Below are 16,881 nucleotides of genomic sequence, written 5' to 3' on the forward strand. Positions count from 1 at the left end.
AAAAAGAAACTGCTTTCCGGTTAAGAACCATTAACAGCCACAAGCTTTTACGGGAAATATTTTCACCGGGTAAGTATTTTGATACATTCTGTTAAACTACTTACCCAGTAGGGTGTACGTACTCCGTATGCTTCTTTTATAGAAGTGGTGTCTAAAACCGAATAAGCCGGCCGTTTTGCGGGTGTTGGATAGGCTTCAGACGGGATGGGATTTACCACACAGGCGCTATGAATGTGTTCTTTTATCGCCATCGCAAAATCGTACCAGCTGATGACGCCCTCATTGGTATAATGATAGGTTCCCGGTATCCAATGAGGGGCGGCAATGATATCGAGAATGGCCCGGGCCAGATCTCTCGCATAGGTAGGCGCTCCCAACTGGTCGTTGACCACGCTGATGGCCGGACGTTCGTTCATCAGGCGGATCATTGTTTTTACAAAATTCTTTCCAAACGATGAATATACCCATGCGGTCCGGATCACAACCGCATCCGTATGTTCACGGGCCAGCTGTTCTCCTTTTAATTTGGTAGCGCCATATACGCTCAGCGGATGGGTCGCATCCTCCGGCTTATAGGGAGCCGAAGCGGTTCCGTCAAAAACGTAGTCCGTAGAAATGTGAATGAATTTAGTACCATGAATGGTACAGGCCCTGGCAAGATGGCCCACGGCTATAGCATTAATACGTTCAGCAATTTCGGATTCACCGGGTTCTTCCGCCTTGTCAACCGCTGTATAAGCCGCGCAATTGATGCAGTAATCCGGTTGAAATGCCTCGAAGTGCCGCTGGATGGCTTCGGCATCCGTTACCGGCAGCCGGTCGCGGCCGGCAAAATCAAAGATCATTTCATGGTGGGCGGTGGCCAGCTCCCTGATCTCGGTAGCCAGCTGGCCGTTGGCGCCGGTGACCAGAACCTTTACGGGCTGTTGCATCTTAAAAATTATTTAGTGCGTCTTTAAATCCGGGAAGCGCCAGGTCCTTTTCGGAAAGAAGCTGCTTTCCTTCCGGTATCTGCCAGTCGATTGCCAAATCCGCGTCGTTATAGATAATACCGCCCTCACTTTCCTTATGATAGAAGGCATCGCATTTATACAGTACCGTTGCCGTAGCACTCAATACAGAAAACCCGTGTGCAAATCCGTGCGGGATCAGCAATTGTTTTTTATTCTCCGCAGACAGTTCTACAGAAAAAACCTTGCCATAGGTGGGCGAATGTTTCCGTACATCCACCGCCACATCCAGGATCCGGCCCTGAAGCACCCGCACCAGTTTACATTGGGCGTTGGGGTTTAGCTGGTAATGCAGCCCGCGTATCACCCCGTATACGGAATGCGATTGGTTGTCCTGTATAAACCGGTAGCGTATACCGGCTTCTTCAAAAACCGACTGGTTATATGCTTCAAAAAAGTGCCCGCGTGCGTCTTCAAAAACGCGGGGCTCAAACAACAACAAATCTTCAATAGTCGTACGAATAATGGACATTATAAGCTAGAATAATTTCGGTTGAATTTAGAGAATCGACAATACGGTGTCCGTAATAAACTTTAGCTGTTCTTCGTCCATTTCGGTATGAATGGGCAGCGAAATCACCCGCTCTGTTAAATAGGTGGTCAGCGGCAGTTCCAGTGCACTTACTCCAAATTGCTCAAACATTTTTTGCTTATGAGCCGGCACCGGGTAGTAAATCATAGAAGGAACCCCTTTTTTATCCAGTTCCGCTTTAAATGCATCACGGTTTACGCCTTCCAGCAGGATGGTATATTGATGATATACGTGATCGGAATTCGCCGCTTTGAACGGTGTGATGATCTTATCGGTTGTTGCAAATGCCTGGTCATAATAGGCAGCCACCTCCTGCCGCGCTTTACAGTAATCATCCAGATAGGGCAGCTTTACATTCAGGATGGCGGCCTGGATACTGTCCAGCCGGCTGTTGCAGCCTACCACTTCATGATAGTACCGCTCCTTCTGACCATGGTTGGCGATCATCCGCAGTTTCTCCGCCAACAGGTCATCATTGGTGCACATCGCACCCCCATCGCCAAAAGCGCCCAGGTTTTTGCTGGGATAAAAAGAAGTGCAGCCGACATGACCGATGGTACCTGTTTTCTTTGAAGTGCCATCAGAAAAATGGAAACTGCAACCAATGGCCTGCGCATTATCTTCTACCACAGCCAGATTGTACTTTTCGGCGATCTTCAGAATGGCTTCCATATCAGCAGACTGACCGTATAAATGTACCGGCACGATGGCCTTTGTTTTTGGGGAAATTGCTTTTTCAATGGCAACAGGGTCTACACAGAATGTTTGGGGATCCACCTCAACAAAAACAGGTGTCAACTTCAGCAAGGCAATTACTTCTGTTGTGGCAATATAAGTAAAGGAGGGGGTGATCACTTCATCTCCCGGCTGCAATCCCAGCGCCATCAGGGCGATCTGCAAAGCATCCGTTCCATTTGCACAGGGGATCACATGTTTTACGCCTAAATATCCCGCCAGGTTATCAGCAAATTCCTTTACAGCTTTACCATTAATAAAGGCCGTGCTTTCCATTACGTCCAGAACGGCTTTGTCTACCTGGTGTTTTATCTTATGATACTGAGAATGCGTATCAACCATATATAAGGGTCTCATATATACATCTTTAATTGGGTTGCAAAGGTAACTAAATTTACTGCAGTATAGCCGCTCATTTGCAATGCTTGGCCTTCCCTCACTACATTTGCAAAAAACAACAAGTGTCACGATTACTTTACCTGCTTTTTTTATACAGCTACCGGGTGGCGATCTTTATTGCATCTTTTTTTAACAGAAAGGCCGGGCTATGGCGTTCCGGCAGGAAACACCTGCTTCAGCGCCTGGAAGAAGCCCTGGGCGGCAACAAGGCTCCGGTGATTTGGGTGCATTGCGCTTCTCTTGGAGAATTTGAGCAGGGACGCACTATCCTCGAAACACTTAAAAAAGAATATCCCGATTTCCGCGTGCTGCTTACGTTTTTTTCCCCCTCGGGATACGAGATCCGGAAAAACTATGCGAATGCAGACTGGGTCTTTTATCTTCCCCTGGATACCCCGTATAATGCCCGGCGGTTCGTGCAGATCGTAAAGCCCTCGCTGGCCCTGTTTGTTAAATACGAATACTGGTATCACCTGCTGCAGGCATTGAAGAAGACGGGGACACCCACCCTGCTCGTTTCTGCGCTTTTCCGGGAAAACGCTATTTTCTTTAAGCCATATGGAAGTTTTCACCGCAAAATGCTCCGCTGCTTTACGCATATTTTTGTTCAGGATATGGCAAGCAAGAGCCGTCTGGCTGCCATTATTCCGGCGGAACAGGTAACGGTAGCCGGCGATACGCGGTTCGACCGTGTTGTTCAGATTGCTGCTGAGTTTACACCTATTCCCCTTATCGAGACCTTTATCAACCAAAAGTCCTTTGTTATAGTAGCCGGAAGCACCTGGCCTGATGATGAACGGCACCTGGCCTCCTATCTCAAAGTAAAAAACAACAACACTTCATTAATCATTGCCCCTCACGAAATTAACAAGGAGCATATTGATGAAATATTGAGCCGGTTCCCGGGTGCACAACTCTTTTCCAAGTTAAAAGAAGAACCGCTGTTAAAAGGTGATGTACTGATTATCGATAATATCGGCATGCTGTCGCGACTGTACTATTACGCAGCGATTACTTATATTGGAGGGGGGTTTAACAAAGCCGGGATCCACAACACACTCGAAGCTGCCGTATTTTTCAAACCAGTCATTTTCGGCCCCAACTATCAAAAGTTTGCAGAAGCAAAAACACTTATTAAAAATGGAGGTGCTACAAGCTATAGCAATGAAGGTCAATTAGTAGAAATAATAGAAACACTAAAAAACAACCTCCCTGTCCGGGAAACATCAGGCAGGTCTGCCGGCCGTTTTGTAGCTGAGAATACCGGCGCTACGGCGATCATATCCGGTTATATCCGCGAAAACCTGCGATAGATCAGCCGGTCGAAATACTCCACATCCCGGTTGTTGCTCCATCCAAGTTTTGTTTTTAGCTCCCGCTTTACCCAGTATTCGGCTTCGTCCAGGGTATCAAAATTGTTGATGGTCTTAATGCTGCGGTTATACATGATTTCATCACCCCGGAAAAGGTTTTTTACAAATCGCTCCTTATCCAAATCCGGAATATCGCTGGCGAGGTCTTCAATTGACCTGGCCGAGCTGCCATCTGTCAGCTGCTCGGTAACAGTGCTACCCCCGGGTTTAACTTCCCTGTCTGCAGCGCCCTTTTGTATTTGCTGAAAGAGTGTTGGCACCTCGATAAGCGGATCGAACAACCTGTTTGTAAACGAATGCGTTTTTTTAGCTGCGTTTTCATAAGCGTTAGCTTCTGCTGCCTGGGGATAGAGCCCTGCCTCATGCTGCAGCTCCAGCAAGCGCAATTCTTCTTCATCAGCCTCCTCCTCATTCAAACCGTCTAACTGAAAATATTCCTTCTCCGTACCATTCCTGTCTTTAATGATTACCCCTTTGGCAACCGGTGGTGTATTGGGCAAAAAAACCGCTACATTACTGCTGCCCAAAACAGCCGTCTCCCTCATGGCGCCGTTGATCTCCTTCTGAATCATTTGTGTGGTGATCAGCAATTGAGATAAATCCGCCTTATTATTAAATTGAGTTCTTAATTTTTCGATCAGTGCTTCTATTCGCTGCATTATCCTACTTTTGAACAATTATGGACACAATGTAATTATAGCAATATACAAATAACACTCCAAAAATTGTTGTAGTACCAATAAAAACAGCAGATGTTTATTGAACCGAATCTTACAGGAGACCGTCGGGGGTGGATCGAAGTCATTTGTGGCTCCATGTTTAGCGGCAAAACAGAGGAACTGATCCGGAGGTTAAAGCGCGTGAAATTTGCCAACCTGAATGTTGAAATTTTTAAACCCGCGATGGATACCCGTTACGATGAGGAGCAGATTGTTTCGCATGATACCAATGCCATCTTATCAACACCCGTCGATAATTCGCAAAAGATTCTCTTGCTGGGCCAGGGCGCTGATGTTATTGGGATTGATGAGGCCCAGTTCTTTGACCCGGAGCTGCCGGATGTCTGCGACCGCCTGGCTTACCAGGGCATTAGGGTGATTGTAGCAGGATTGGACATGGATTACACTGGAAAACCCTTTGGCCAGATGCCTTTTTTACTGGCAAAAGCCGATTATATCACCAAATTGCATGCAATCTGCGTAAAATGCGGAAACATTGCCAACTACTCCTATCGCAAAATTCCGGATGATGAACAGATTATGCTGGGTGCCACGGATGCATATGAGCCCCGCTGCCGTAAGTGTTATTTTGACAAAGTTTAAATATAAAGAACGATTTTGTTACACCCTATTATACATTTAATAAGAAAAGATATATTGTTGGAAGTAAGACAACAATATAGTTTTTATGGAATTCTATTATATATAGCAGCAACTGTTTTTGTGCTTTTCCTGGTCATTGACGAACCGGAAGGAAATATCTGGAACGGGCTGTTTTGGGTGATCCAGCTCTTCATCTGCATCAATGCAGTGGCAAAAAGTTTTTTGCAGGAAAGCCGGGGAAGGATGCTTTATTTTTATACAATCGCCTCGCCCGTTCATTTTGTACTGGCCAAACTGCTGTTTAATTCCGTATTGATGCTGCTGATGTCGCTGATTAGCCTGCTGCTCTTTTTTGCACTGCTGGGAAACCCGGTTCAAAAGATCCCTGCTTTTACCAGCCTGGTCTTATTAGGCGGCTGGAGCCTGAGCATGGTATTTACGTTTTTAGCGGCCATTGCCGCAAAAGCACAGCAAAATGCGGCCATCATGGCAATACTTGGGTTCCCGATCATTGTGCCGCAGCTCATGCTGCTGATGAAGATCACCAATGCGGCGTTTAACCCGGAGCTGGCCATCCTCTGGAACGATATTGCATTACTGGTAGCGCTCGACATACTGGTGGCCCTTCTTTCTGTAATCCTCTTCCCTTTTTTGTGGAGGGATTAATGCCGGTTTCCCCTGCCATCACCATTTACCAGTGACCGATTTCTAAACGGTTTACGGAACAACATTTCGATTTTTTATTGATCAAAATCCGTGGAAGAGGATACCGGTCTTACTTAATTTCTATAAGAACCTGCTTTTCTTTATGCAATTTGCAAATTTGGTTTCGTAAACAACTTTACGCTTACTTTTGTGTTTTGTAGAATACTAAGGTGTACTGTTAAGACTTGAATATGTATAAAACGTGGTGGAAATTCCTCTGTATCATCCTGTTGGTATACGCGCTTGTAGCCGGACTGCTTATTAAAGTTCCCAATCTGCCAATTCTTGGAGAAACCAGTCGTAACCTGTTTTACCATGTAGGTATGTGGGCCGCTATGATGGTACTCTTTATTTGTTCGCTGGCACACTCTATCCGGTATCTGCGTACGATGAATCTGAAATACGATATCGCTGCAAAAAATTACGCGACGGTGGGTATTTTTTTCGGATTACTGGGCTACGCAACGGGCGCCATATGGGCCAGCTATACCTGGGCAGACCCGAACAATCCGGCCTTCCAGTCGTTCAGTGCCGTGGCCCGCGAACCCAAGCTGATCGGAACAGCGGTAGCACTGCTGATCTACTTTGCTTACCATATTTTAAGAGACTCTATAAACGACCTGGACAAACGGGCAAGGGTGAGCGCTGTGTACAATATTTTTGCCTTTGCCATGCTTTTCCCCACCATTTTTATTATCCCAAGACTGTTGCCCAGTCTGCATCCCGGACAGGAAGGCAACCCGGCGCTGAATTTTAAAGATGTAAGTCCACAGATGCGTATGGTTGAATACCCCGCATTCATTGGCTGGGCCCTGCTGGGCGTATGGATCGCTACGTTAAAGATCCGCATCAATTTATTGAAAGAAAAATCGCTTTTGAAAAAATGAAAAAATCTATTATCCGTTTCTTCGCTTTTATACTGATGCTGTCCCTGCCCGGTCTTGCCATGGCACAACCCGCTTCAGAAAACCTTATGAGAAGTAACGGAAGAATTTACGTGGTCATTGCCGTATTGCTGGTGATCCTGCTGGGAATTTTCCTTTATATGTTCCGGGTAGAAAAAAAGCTGAAAAAGCTGGAACAGGATTCCGGGAAATAAGTGCCCCGGATAACTATTGCGTAAATTGCTAATTGAAAATATACAACTATGTCTGAAATTCAGTACAACTTTTTTGAAGCCGTAGAAAAAAGCTTTCACAAGGCAGCGAAATTCACCAAATGGGATCAGGGCTTGCTGGAACAGATCAGCGCCTGTAATTCCGTATACCGGATGCGTTTTCCCATTAAGCGCGAAAACGGGACCATCGAAGTAATTGAGGCTTATCGGGTACAGCATTCACATCATAAAACGCCCTGTAAAGGCGGCATCCGGTTCTCCATGCAGGTAACACAGGATGAGGTGATGGCGCTGGCCGCATTGATGACTTATAAATGCGCCATTGTGAACGTTCCTTTCGGGGGCGGCAAGGGCGGCATAAAGATCGATCCGAAAAATTACACCCCATACGAACTGGAAAAAATCACCCGCCGTTATACATCGGAACTGATCAAGAAAAATTTTATCGGCCCGGCTACGGACGTACCGGCCCCCGACTATGGTACAGGCGAACGGGAAATGGCCTGGATCGTGGATACCTACAGCGCCATGAACCCGCAGGAAATTGACGCGGCCGGATGTGTAACCGGGAAGCCCGTGAGCCAGGGCGGCGTAAGAGGGCGGCGGGAGGCTACCGGACTCGGCGTATTTTTTGGCATCCGGGAGGTTTGCAATATGCCGGAGGAAATGGAAAAGCTGGGACTGGCAACAGGTGTAGCCGGTAAAAAAGTAATTGTACAGGGCCTTGGAAATGTGGGCTATCATACCGCAAAATTTTTCCAGGAAGCCGGCGCAATCATTGTGGGCATTGCCGAATACGAAGGCGGCATCAGCAATAACAACGGGCTGGATGTGGAAGAAGTATTCCTGCACAGAAGACGCACCGGGTCGATCCTCGACTTCAAAGGTGCTACCAACCACAAAAGCTCACTGGAAACCCTGGAACTGGAATGCGATATCCTGATTCCTGCAGCGCTCGAAAATGTCATTGACAAGAACAACGCCCCCCGCATAAAAGCAAAGATCATAGGGGAAGCAGCCAACGGCCCGTTAACGCCAGAAGCCGATGAGATCTTCCTGCAAAAAGGTGTGCTCGTGGTTCCGGATATGTATCTGAATGCCGGAGGGGTTACCGTTTCGTATTTTGAATGGCTGAAAAACCTCAGTCATGTGCGGTACGGGCGCCTGGAAAAAAGATTTACCGAAAATGTAAATACAACCATCCTGGAGGAGCTGGAGCACCTTTCCGGGAAAAAAGTAGGAGAAAAAAACCGCAAAATGATTATGCACGGAGCCGATGAGGTAGACCTTGTATACAGCGGACTGGAAGAAACCATGATTGGTGCCACACGGGAGATCATGGAAGAATGGCGGAACAACCCCGAAATCCCGGACATGCGAACCGCGGCTTATGTGGTGGCAATCAATAAGGTAGCAACTACCTACGCTGAGCTGGGAATTTTCCCGTAATCGTCTTCTTAACCTTTGGGGGTTTAAAAACCGGACCGGTTAAAATTGATCCAACGTCAATTAGGCTGTTTCAAATATATTACGTACTTTTGCATCCCTTAAATACAGGGAGGAGTTGAGCCATGGCTTACCGAAGAGAGTATGATATCGCCTTTGTGGGTTTAAAACCGGGAATTCATGAGTTCAACTATGAAATAACAGACAGGTTCTTTGAGGCATTTCAACAGCAGGACTTTACCAACTGCAACGCATATATAAAGCTGTCGCTTGATAAAAAGAGCAGCTTTATGATGCTGAAGTTTGAGGTGGGTGGCAAACTGGACGTGGTTTGCGACCGCTGCAATAATACTATTTCGCTGGACCTCTGGGATGAATTTGTCATCACAGTGAAAATGGCAGAAGAGCCGGAACTGATGAACGACCAGGAAGATGATCCGGACGTTTATTATATCAGCCGGGGAGAAAGTCACCTGAACGTGGAGAACTGGATTTATGAATTCATAAACCTGAGTATCCCGATGCATAAAACCTGTGGTTTTGATAATGCTGATGGGCCGCAATGCAATCCCGAAGCGTTGAAAATGCTGAATAAACTGGAGGCGGAAGCCAAATCTCAGAAAGATAGCAACCCGCTCTGGAAGGATCTTGAAAAATTCAAAGATCTGGACAATTAAGTTTGTGTAAAAGAAGAAAAAAATAATTTAGAACTATTTAATTTCATTAGTTATGCCAAATCCTAAACGCAGGCACAGCCAGCAAAGAAGCGCAAAACGCAGGACTCACTATAAAGCAACTTCGGCTACTTTAACAACAGATGCAACAACCGGTGAAACGCATGTACGTCATCGCGCTTATGTAAATGAAGGAAAACTGATTTACAAAGGAAAGGTTGTTGCTGAAAAAGCGCCTTCAAAAGCTTAAAAAAAACGTTAAGTCCCGTTTACTTAACTTGTTCATTCCAAATTCATTGACGACCTTTGGTTGGTAATGCATTTGGAATTTTTAATTTTAGTCCGTATATGATGAATATTGGAATTGATACAATGGGGGGCGATTTTGCCCCGCTTGAGGCATTGCGTGGGATTAAAAAATATCTTTCTGAAAATAAAAGCGGGGCGGTTCAATTAACCTTGTTCGGGGATAAGGCCGCATTGAACGAGATTATGGCTGCGGAAGCTATTCCTGCCGGCAATATACAGATCGTGCCTACCACACAGGTCATCGATATGCAGGAACACCCCACCAAGGCATTAAAGGAGAAGCCCCACTCTTCCATTGCCACCGGTTTTCAATACCTGGCAAAGGATAAAACCGATGCCTTTATCAGCGCCGGTAATACTGGTGCCATGTTGGTGGGCGCTTTATTTAATTTAAAAACCATTGAAGGAATCCTGCGCCCGGTCATCTCTTCTATTATTCCCAAGCAAGGCGGTCGTACAGGACTGATTCTCGACGTAGGATTGAATGCAGATTGCAAGCCCGAGCAGTTGAACCAGTTTGCAACCCTGGGATCTGTATATGCCCGGCACATCCTGGAAATTGAAGATCCAAAAGTAGGTCTTGTAAATGTGGGCGAAGAAGAAGGCAAGGGCAACCTTCTCACACAGGGCGCCTATCCGCTTCTGAAAGCCAATCGCACGATTCATTTTATTGGCAATATCGAAGGGCGCGACACCTTCAACGACAAGGCAGATGTAATGGTTTGCGATGGCTTTACAGGAAATATTATTTTGAAATTAGCCGAGTCTATCTATGATATTTCAAAAAATGAAAGATTAGCAAATGCGTATTTAGATCGTTTTAACTTTGAGATATACGGCGGCACCCCGGTACTGGGAATTGAAAAGCCGGTGATCATCGGACATGGCATTTCAAGGGCTACGGCTTTTTGCAACATGATTTACGTGGCCGAAAAAATGCTGCAGACCGGCGTATTACAAAAACTAAAAGAAGCGGTCCAACAGGGTTAAACCGCTTCAAAAAAACTCATGGTGCTTACTACTGGTACCGAACGGTAACCGGTACGTCAATGGTATAGTTATATGGCGTTACCACCTTCAATATTATATCATACGTACCTTTTGAGATAATGGAGTTGCTTCCTACCGGAGTCATTTCCCATTCTACCGAGTAGAATTTTCCAGAGCCGTCCAGCAACCGGCCCAGGTTTCCAAACATGCTGATCAATTGTTGGGCGTCTTTCGCATACATAAATGCACCACCGGTAGCAACGGCCTGATCATACAGGTATTCATCAGAAGAGGCGCCCAGCCCAACGTTGTACAAACGCACCTGATTGCCTTTTGCAAAAGCCTCCACCTGTGCACTTGTTTTAACACCCCGGTTATCTTCCCCATCGGTGAATGTAAGCAGGGCCTTTGTTGGCTTAGTGCCACTCTTTATCAATGCATCTGTAGCAGCATACTGAGCGCCATAAAGGTTCGTACCGCCTTTTCCAAGGTTCCGCACACTTTCCACATCTTTTACCAGGACTGTTGTATCCGATTTAAAGCCCGTGCCTACGGCTTTGTAATCATCGGAAAACCACCAAACCCAGGATTCATGCTCCTGTCCCATATTCCGGCAAAAGATCTTCCCGGCATCGATCCGAAGGTCATCCGGATCAGTACTGCCGGTGCTGCCGCTTTGATCCATTAACATGATGGAAGAATAACGGGTGGCTGTTCCACCTCCGGAAAGCGCAGCTCGCACCGGTTTAAAGGCATAGGAACCCAGGAAGGTATCGATCCGGAACTGACCGGTACCAAATCCGTACTCCATGTTTTTAGAATCCTTAAACACTGCCAGGTCTACAGAGAACCTCAGTTTTTTTTCGCCGGCTTCCAGTACTTTCACCTTATAGACCGCTGCGGAGGGCAGCGAATTGTCGTTGAGCGGGGGTGTAAATTTTACAGTATCGTCCTTTTTACAGGAGGCGCACAAGGCTGTGGCAACAACAGCTGCCAGCAGCGGACCGCGTAAACGGCCGGTAAGGTTCATTCGCATGAGGTTTACATTTGCTGCGAAAATAACCCTGGTGATGAAAATAGAAAATACAGGTAAACCGGTATTTTGCCGTCATTAAGCGATGCCTTATCAGAAGTCAGTGTCGATTGCTGATGCAGCATGAATGGAAGCAATAAGCAAAGCTGCAGAAGAAATTTTTCTTTCAGGTCTCCGGTTTAAAATTCCAGGTTTGATTCCGTTTGACAACCTGATACGTCATCCCATTCGCACATTCCACATTTTTCAACTTCTCGAATCAAATCACCCCAGCCCTATTTCAAAATGCCGTTCGGGAATCAGTACATCTACAAACCCTTTTTTTACCAGTCGCTGCTTAAATGCTACCTGTACGTCGGGCTCTCCATGCACCAGGAATAATTGCTTTACGGCTTGAGGATCCTGACAGGCCAGCCATTGGCTCATGTCTTCATAGTCACCGTGAGCACTCATGCTCCGGATCTGCCCGATTTCGGCATTTACCTGGTGCTCTACTCCAAAAATACCCACTTCCTTTGCTCCATCCAGCAGGCGGCCTCCCAACGAATGCGGTTCGCAATAACCGGTCATCACAATGGCATTCCTCGAATTTTCAATATTGTTACTGATATGATGTTTTACCCTTCCCGCGTCGGCCATTCCGCTTGCGGAAATAATCACCAGCGGCCCATTTTTAAAGTTCAGTGCCTTTGATTCATCTACGGATTTAATATAAATAAGCCCCGGAAAGCTAAACGGATCATCATCGTTCTTCAGTACGTTTTGAATTTGCCGGTTAAAGTACAGGGGAAACCGTTTCACCACATCCGTTGCCTCAATACTCAATGGGCTATCCACATAAAACGGGATCTTTGGAAGTACTCCTTGTGCATACAGCTGATTCAGTGCATACAGGATCTCCTGGGTGCGCCCAACACTGAACGCCGGGAAAATAAGTTTACCTTTCCGTTCCACACAAACCTTCCGGATCCATTCCAGCAACATCTGCGGCGTATCCCTTATATCTTCATGCAGGCTATTTCCATAAGTAGATTCCATAATAATGTAGTCTGCCTGCGGAAACACTTCAGGCGATCTCAGGATCACATCGCGGTAGCGCCCCAGGTCACCGCTGAATGTGATACGGGTTTCTTTACCATCCTCCTGGATGCGCAGATGCACACACTGGCTTCCAATGATATGACCAGCATCCGTAAACATCGCTTTTACACCATCGGTTACATCAAACCAGGCTCCATATTCCCTTGAGTCAAACAGCTCCATTGCTTTTTTTGCATCCTCAATCGTGTACAACGGCTGTAGCAGATCCGGCGCCATTCCCTGCCTTTTCTTTTCGAGGAACCGCATTTCACTTTCCTGGATCTCAGCGCTATCCATCAGCAAAATATTTGTAAGGTCCTTTGTAGCAGGCGTGCAAAAGATCGTTCCATGAAAACCCTGTTTTACCAGGCGGGGAATTAACCCGGAATGGTCGATATGGGCATGGGAAAGGATCATCACATCTACTTCACTGCTCACAAAACCGAAGTCGCGGTTCAACGCGTCAGTCTGGTCGCCCATCCCCTGGTACATACCACAATCCAGTAAGATCTTTTTACCATTCTTAAGCGTTATGAGATGTTTGGAACCCGTTACCGTTTGGGCAGCACCATGAAAAGCAATCTTCATATTATTTCACTTTTTGTTGGATAAGATTTTTATCCAACAAGATATAAAAAGAATTTTACATCCCGGCGCATTTATTATTTCTTTAACCCCTGGCCTTGAACGACCAGGTAATGTGAAAAGTAGCCACTGGCTCACCGTTTTCGTTAACACCAACAGAAGTTGCCATAAACTGTTGCGGCTGATTTTCATCGACGGCCTTTTGAACCATGCGGCGCAAGGCATCGCCATCTTTACAGGTAAATAAGGTATGGCCCGTGGCTTTCTTAAAATATTCCGACTCCAGCCTTACCACCAGCAGCGACACCTTTACCGGATGGCCGATAGTGGCAGCCATTGCCAGCACACCTGTACTCAGCTCAGCCGCCATAGCCAATGCTGCAAAATAGGTAGAGCGGAACGGGTTTTTATTCATCCACTTGTATGGAATGCTCACTACGCATTGCTGTGCATTCACTTCACGGATGCGCAAACCGGCAAACAGTGCAAGCGGCAGCTTTGATAACAAAAACATCCTGAATTTTACAGGATGTTTTAAGATCTTAAAAAATGCGGCAGCGTTCATACAACGGATTTAAATTCGAAGTTTATTCTTTATACTTTTCAGGTTTCAGTGCGTCCGGCGTCCAGTTGATTAAAAAATCAGACACTTTTTCTGCGCTGTATCCCTTTCCTTGCTCTAAATATCCTGAATTCTGTGTATGGATCCGCTTACCGTCTTTATCCAACACCAGAAAGACCGGAAAGCCAAAGCGCTGGGGAAAACCATAGGAGGCCAGAACAGGCTGGTTCTTATTTTCTTTGCTGTAGTTCAGATGATATACTACATAAGATTGCTTTAAAATTGAATCAACACTCCTGTCTGTTTTTGAAAACTGATCAAACCGCGCACACCAGATACACCAGTTCCCGCCAATCTGCACCAGCACATGTTTGTTTTCCTTTTTTGCCCGGGCTACAGCTTTCCGGATTCCTTCTTTTGCATCCGCAGCCGGATCATATGCATGATAGGGTTGCTGATCCTGAGCCTTTGCTGTCAGAGCTGCAAGAAGGACCACTGAAAATAGTAATTGTTTTATCATTATTTATTGCAGATTATGTGTTTGCTGCAACAAATATAACTACAGTTCTGCTATTTAATTTTCCAGGCAAACGGAAGGATCAGTCTTGCCGTAAAATTTCGGCCCATATTAAATACCCCTGTCCTGCCCGTAACCGGGTTCTCGGGTGCATACTTCAACCGGCTCAGGTGCTGCTGGTAGGCCACATCCCCGATATTATTTATCGCCAGGATCACAGTGGCCCGTTTTGTTCCGCCCCAGTAGATATCGCTTCCGATGCCCGCATTGAACAACGTATAAGCCGGCGTGGCTGTTTCCGTACCATAGCCGGAAAAATACTGGTTCTGAGCTCCTACATTATCCATCTCCGCTTTTGCATAAAAATTGCGGAAAGCTTTCAGTTGCGACGGAAACTCAGCCCGCAGCTCTGTCAGCAAGCGCAACGGTGCAATCAGCGGGAGGTTGTCTGAGCCATCAACAGCGTTGGTAAACACGCCCCTTGTCCAGCTGAATGAGTTTTCAAAATGTAACCAGTCAAGTGGGTGCGGGTGTATATCCAGCGTGGCTTCTACCCCATACAGATTGGCACTTTGTTGTGTAAACTTATAGACATATAAATCCCCTATAGAGGAGTCAGCTCCTGCACTGTTCTGCAGTTTCTGGTAATAGATGTAATTATTGATGTGATTGATATAAGGGGATACATTCAGCGAAACGTGCTGGGTATTCACGTCCAGGCCAAGATCGAACGAGTAGGAATCTTCGCTTTTCAGCTCCCGGTTCCCGATTTCATAGCGAAACGTACCCTCATGCACCCCGTTGGCTGCCAGCTCTGCCATATTCGGAGCTCTGAAACCCTTGCTGGCATTTGCCTTCAACGTAATGTGCTCATTAAAATCATGCGCCAGCCCGATGCTTCCCGAAACACTGGAAAGACTTCTAGTAAAAGGTTGAAATTTTTCCTCACCATCTTCATAGGTCAGTTTGCTGCTGATATTGCGGTTATCAAACCGCAGTCCCCCGCTAATGGTAGTGCGGTTAACAGTTTTGGAAGTATACCCATACACGCCGATATCAAAAAGCCGGTAATCCGGGATCAGCGCTTCATCCGCCCTGTTGCTGTTCTGCTGGCTCATGCCGTTTACACCAAAAGAAGTTTTCCAGCCGTTCATCACCGGCCAGTGATAGGCAGCCGAATAGTTGATGGTCTTGAGGTCGAAATATGCCTCGGGATCATTGGGGTTGGCCACATCCCCGAATTCTTTCCGCTGATTCCGCTGAAAGCCAACCAGGGCTGTTATACGGCTTCCGTTATCAAAGGTAAAATTATTATCCAGTGCTATTTTAAAATGCTGTATCCGCTGGTTGGGGATCAACGGGCTTTTACTGTTCGTTTGTTTGCTACCAGGCTCGTATCCGTCTAATATAAAATGGCCTTCATCGTCACGCTCACCCTCAACGAGGCCCAGGTGCTGATCAAAGTTCGAAATCACCAGATGGGTATATCCCCACTGCTTGTTCAGCCCCAGGTAACCGCCCACATTCTTTTCCTTAAACCGGCTGTTGAGCACGTTTCCATCATATTTATTGTTGTAGTCCCCGGCACCTTTTACACTTCCGTAGGCATTCCAGTTAAACCCATTGATATTTCCTGCTACATTAGCATAGCCACCCTGCATGTTGTTGTTGTTGTTAAGACTTCCGGAGAGGTTGGCCTTTACTGTATTTTCCGGAACAGGAACATTAGTGAGGATATTCAGCACCCCGCCGATCGCATCGCTTCCATACATGAGGGAAGCCGGCCCGCGTAACACTTCAATTTTCTGGGCACTGTATTCGTCTATCTCAATGCCATGTTCATCGCCCCACTGCTGTCCTTCCTGGCGTACGCCGTCGTTTAAAGTAACCACCCGGTTATAGCCGAGCCCTCTGATAGAAGGTTTGGCGATGGCTGGTCCGGTAGTGATAATGGCCACCCCGGGCACTTTTGCCACCGCATCCAGCAATCCCGTTCCCGATGATTGCTGCAATTCTTTTTGAGATAACACGGAAATATGGGTAGGCATGTGTTTTAACTGTGTAGATGCCGAAACCCCGGTAACGACCACCGCATCATTTTCAACTACCGATACTTTTAATTTAAAGTCCTGGGTTGTTTCGCCGTTGATGACCACCACTCCCACAAATGAGCGGTATCCTACAAAGGATACCGAAACCGTATACCGTCCGTTAGGCAGGGAGCGTATAAAATAGACACCGTTTTTATCGGCTGTAACATCTATTTTCAGATCGGGGAATGAGATGGTGGCTTCCGGTAATGGCAGCCCGGTTGCGTCGTCTGTTACTACCCCTTTCAGCGATCCCGCCGGCGCTGCTTCTTTATAAGTAACCGGAGCGGCATTCCCAATAATAAAAATGAACCATTGCAGGACGATAAGCCCTAATATTTTCTTTTGCATCACTATATTTAATAAATAGAATAATATGGTTTGAAAAAACCGTTATACCAG

The 16,881-nt window shown here is 46.4% G+C and carries 18 protein-coding genes; 9 read left to right on the forward strand and 9 right to left on the reverse strand.

Annotated elements, in window-relative coordinates:
• Positions 1-62 precede the first annotated feature (62 nt).
• The 3 genes from rfbD to LL912_RS07330 are packed head-to-tail and all read right to left on the reverse strand — an operon-like array spanning position 63 to position 2,634.
• A complete protein-coding gene (gene rfbD / locus LL912_RS07320; RefSeq protein WP_235552927.1) occupies positions 63-932 on the reverse strand; it encodes a dTDP-4-dehydrorhamnose reductase in 870 nt (289 codons plus the stop codon).
• 1 nt (position 933) lies between these two features.
• Entirely contained in the window at positions 934-1,482 is a 549-nt protein-coding gene (gene rfbC / locus LL912_RS07325; RefSeq protein WP_235552928.1) for a dTDP-4-dehydrorhamnose 3,5-epimerase, read from the reverse strand.
• 27 nt (positions 1,483-1,509) lie between these two features.
• A complete protein-coding gene (locus LL912_RS07330) occupies positions 1,510-2,634 on the reverse strand; it encodes a DegT/DnrJ/EryC1/StrS family aminotransferase (RefSeq protein ID WP_235552929.1) in 1,125 nt (374 codons plus the stop codon).
• Between the two features lie 104 nt (positions 2,635-2,738).
• On the opposite strand from LL912_RS07330, the gene LL912_RS07335 reads away from it, so the two are divergent.
• Entirely contained in the window at positions 2,739-3,989 is a 1,251-nt protein-coding gene (locus LL912_RS07335) for a 3-deoxy-D-manno-octulosonic acid transferase (protein ID WP_235552930.1), read from the forward strand.
• Here LL912_RS07335 and LL912_RS07340 read toward each other — a convergent pair.
• Positions 3,965-4,708: a hypothetical protein gene (locus LL912_RS07340; protein ID WP_235552931.1), complete on the reverse strand. Its 744-nt coding sequence runs from the start codon at positions 4,706-4,708 to the stop codon at positions 3,965-3,967. The genes LL912_RS07335 and LL912_RS07340 overlap by 25 nt on opposite strands.
• A 93-nt stretch (positions 4,709-4,801) precedes the next feature.
• Here LL912_RS07340 and LL912_RS07345 point away from each other — a divergent pair, with 93 nt between their 5' ends.
• From LL912_RS07345 to plsX, 8 genes are all read left to right on the forward strand, one after another.
• The gene (locus LL912_RS07345; RefSeq protein ID WP_235552932.1) at positions 4,802-5,371 is read left to right on the forward strand and encodes a thymidine kinase; all 570 of its coding nucleotides are present in this window, start codon (positions 4,802-4,804) and stop codon (positions 5,369-5,371) included.
• 15 nt (positions 5,372-5,386) lie between these two features.
• Positions 5,387-6,037: a heme exporter protein CcmB gene (locus tag LL912_RS07350; protein ID WP_255785610.1), complete on the forward strand. Its 651-nt coding sequence runs from the start codon at positions 5,387-5,389 to the stop codon at positions 6,035-6,037.
• 230 nt (positions 6,038-6,267) lie between these two features.
• Positions 6,268-6,963: an ABC transporter permease gene (locus LL912_RS07355; RefSeq protein WP_235552934.1), complete on the forward strand. Its 696-nt coding sequence runs from the start codon at positions 6,268-6,270 to the stop codon at positions 6,961-6,963.
• On the forward strand, positions 6,960-7,175 hold the full coding sequence (locus tag LL912_RS07360) for a CcmD family protein (protein ID WP_235552935.1): 216 nt from the start codon (positions 6,960-6,962) through the stop codon (positions 7,173-7,175). The genes LL912_RS07355 and LL912_RS07360 overlap by 4 nt, the downstream gene beginning before the upstream one ends.
• Positions 7,176-7,223: 48 nt before the next feature.
• Complete coding sequence (locus LL912_RS07365; RefSeq protein WP_235552936.1) at positions 7,224-8,642, forward strand: Glu/Leu/Phe/Val family dehydrogenase; 1,419 nt, start codon at positions 7,224-7,226, stop codon at positions 8,640-8,642.
• Positions 8,643-8,764: 122 nt separating this feature from the next.
• Positions 8,765-9,316 carry a YceD family protein gene (locus LL912_RS07370; protein WP_235552937.1) on the forward strand — a complete coding sequence of 184 codons (552 nt, stop codon included), beginning with the start codon at positions 8,765-8,767 and terminating at the stop codon, positions 9,314-9,316.
• 52 nt (positions 9,317-9,368) lie between these two features.
• Complete coding sequence (gene rpmF, locus LL912_RS07375) at positions 9,369-9,563, forward strand: 50S ribosomal protein L32 (protein ID WP_223713427.1); 195 nt, start codon at positions 9,369-9,371, stop codon at positions 9,561-9,563.
• 98 nt (positions 9,564-9,661) lie between these two features.
• On the forward strand, positions 9,662-10,612 hold the full coding sequence (plsX, locus tag LL912_RS07380; RefSeq protein WP_235552938.1) for a phosphate acyltransferase PlsX: 951 nt from the start codon (positions 9,662-9,664) through the stop codon (positions 10,610-10,612).
• Between the two features lie 28 nt (positions 10,613-10,640).
• On the opposite strand, the gene LL912_RS07385 is transcribed toward plsX, so the two are convergent.
• From LL912_RS07385 to LL912_RS07405, 5 genes are all read right to left on the reverse strand, one after another.
• Positions 10,641-11,642: a vWA domain-containing protein gene (locus LL912_RS07385; protein ID WP_235552939.1), complete on the reverse strand. Its 1,002-nt coding sequence runs from the start codon at positions 11,640-11,642 to the stop codon at positions 10,641-10,643.
• Between the two features lie 267 nt (positions 11,643-11,909).
• The gene (locus tag LL912_RS07390) at positions 11,910-13,313 is read right to left on the reverse strand and encodes an MBL fold metallo-hydrolase RNA specificity domain-containing protein (RefSeq protein WP_235552940.1); all 1,404 of its coding nucleotides are present in this window, start codon (positions 13,311-13,313) and stop codon (positions 11,910-11,912) included.
• Between the two features lie 82 nt (positions 13,314-13,395).
• Positions 13,396-13,875, reverse strand: a complete 480-nt coding sequence (locus LL912_RS07395; RefSeq protein ID WP_235552941.1) for a DUF4442 domain-containing protein — start codon at positions 13,873-13,875, stop codon at positions 13,396-13,398.
• Between the two features lie 22 nt (positions 13,876-13,897).
• Positions 13,898-14,392 carry a thioredoxin family protein gene (locus LL912_RS07400; RefSeq protein ID WP_235552942.1) on the reverse strand — a complete coding sequence of 165 codons (495 nt, stop codon included), beginning with the start codon at positions 14,390-14,392 and terminating at the stop codon, positions 13,898-13,900.
• Positions 14,393-14,442: 50 nt separating this feature from the next.
• Positions 14,443-16,830: a TonB-dependent receptor gene (locus LL912_RS07405; RefSeq protein WP_235552943.1), complete on the reverse strand. Its 2,388-nt coding sequence runs from the start codon at positions 16,828-16,830 to the stop codon at positions 14,443-14,445.
• Positions 16,831-16,881: the final 51 nt, after the last annotated feature.

Source organism: Niabella agricola (assembly GCF_021538615.1).
GTDB classification, from domain to species: Bacteria; Bacteroidota; Bacteroidia; order Chitinophagales; family Chitinophagaceae; genus Niabella; species Niabella agricola.